General features: G+C 62.6%; 2 protein-coding genes. Both read left to right on the forward strand.

The features are described from left to right. Positions 1-470: peptidoglycan DD-metalloendopeptidase family protein (locus tag EN969_RS28545; protein WP_164758578.1), on the forward strand; the 470-nt coding region annotated here is incomplete at its 5' end. After that, on the forward strand, positions 471-1802 hold the full coding sequence (locus tag EN969_RS28550; protein ID WP_024502881.1) for a S41 family peptidase: 1332 nt from the start codon (positions 471-473) through the stop codon (positions 1800-1802). Positions 1803-2014 lie beyond the last annotated feature (212 nt).

Here is a 2014-nt window from a genome sequence, read left to right on the forward strand (position 1 = left end):
TTCCGGAAAGCAACCAACTTGCCGCCGCGGTGCCCTTTTCGGCGCTGCAGGGACAGATCGCACTGCCGGTGACCGGCCGCATCAAGCGGCGATTCGGCGCCGACGACGGTAACGGCGCGGTGATGCTAGGCGACATGGTTGCGACACAATCGGGAGCCATCGTTACCGCGCCGGCGGATGGAAATGTGCTTTATGCGGGGCCGTTTCGCTCTTATGGTCAACTCTTGATCCTGAACGCAGGCGACGGCTATCATGTCGTTTTGGCGGGGATGAGCAGAATCAGCGTCGCGACCGGTCAATCAGTGCTTGCAGGAGAGCCGATCGGTGCGATGGGAGAGGCCCGGGTGGCGAGCACCTCGGTTTCGAAGAATGGAAATGCCACGCCGGAACTCTATGTCGAGTTCCGCAAGGATGGAAAACCCGTCGATCCGGCCCCATGGTGGGCGGACCGTTTTTCTGGAAGGACGTGAATAATGCGGAAACTGTCGCTTCTGTTTGCCGGTGCGCTGATGGGCGCGTCCGCCATGAGCCTGGTCTATGGCGCACCCGGCTCGGCGGCGAACGCTGCAGGGTCGGAGACCTACAAGCAACTGGCGATCTTCGGCGATATCTTCGAGCGCGTGCGGGCACAGTATGTGACGCCGCCCGACGACAAGTCGCTGGTCGAGAATGCCATCAACGGCATGCTGGCTTCGCTTGACCCGCACTCCTCCTACATGAATGCCGAGCAGGCGCAGGATATGCGCGTCCAGACCAAGGGCGAGTTCGGCGGCCTCGGCATCGAAGTCACCATGGAGAACGATCTGGTCAAGGTGATCACGCCGATCGACGACACGCCGGCCGCCAAGGCAGGCGTGCTGGCCGGCGACTACATCGCCAAGATCGACGGCGAAGAGGTTCGCGGCCTGACCCTCAACGATGCGGTCGACAAGATGCGCGGCCTGGTCAACACGCCGATCAAGCTGACCATCCTGCGCCAGGGCGCCGACAAGCCGATCGAACTGACGGTCGTGCGCGACATCATCAAGGTCAAGGCGGTCAAGTTCCGGGTCGAGAACGACATCGGCTACATGAAGATCACCTCCTTCACCGAAAAGACCTACGACGACCTCGAGAACGCCATCGACACCATCAAGAAGCAGATTCCCGACGACAAGCTGAAGGGCTACGTTCTGGATCTCCGCCTCAATCCGGGTGGCCTGCTCGACCAGGCGGTGAGCGTGTCCGATGCCTTCCTCAACCGCGGCGAGATCGTCTCGACGCGCGGCCGCGACCCCAAGGACGTCACCCGCTTCGACGCCAAGCCCAAGCAGGTCGACGACATCAACGGCAAGCCGATGATCGTCCTGGTCAATGGCGGTTCGGCCAGTGCCTCGGAAATCGTCGCCGGCGCGCTGCAGGACCTGCGCCGCGTCACGGTGGTCGGCACGCAGTCCTTCGGCAAGGGTTCGGTGCAGACCATCATTCCGCTCGGCGAGAATGGTGCGCTCAGGCTGACGACGGCGCTCTATTACACGCCGTCCGGCAAGTCGATCCAGGGCAAGGGCATCACGCCCGACATCAAGGTCGAACAGCCACTGCCGCCGGAACTGCAGGGCAGGGATCTGACGCGTGGCGAATCCGATCTCAAGGGCCATATCAAGGGCGCCGACGAGAGCACGACGGGTTCGGGCTCGGCCGCCTATGTGCCGCCGGATCCGAAAGACGATCTGCAGCTCATCTATGCCGAGCAGCTGCTGCGTGGCCAGAAGACCGATCCGTCCTTCCCGCCCAATCCGCAAAAGGCGGTTCTCAACCAGTAGGGATCTGGAGCGGCGCACGCGCCGCTCCATCTTTCTGTTTGAGCATGATGGAAGCAATGCGATGCTGCCGGGACCGAAAGGTTCCGGCAGTTTGATTCGGGGGCGAGGCAAAGCTCCCAAGGCATGGCGCGGGGGTGCGCCGGGATTGATGAATTCGCGCATGCCGTTTCGAAGTGGCTTCGCCTTCGGAGCCATGCGCCCGGGGATTACGC

The sequence above is a fragment of the Mesorhizobium sp. M7A.F.Ca.CA.003.01.2.1 genome (assembly GCF_003998945.1).
Taxonomy (GTDB): Bacteria; Pseudomonadota; Alphaproteobacteria; order Rhizobiales; family Rhizobiaceae; genus Mesorhizobium; species Mesorhizobium ciceri.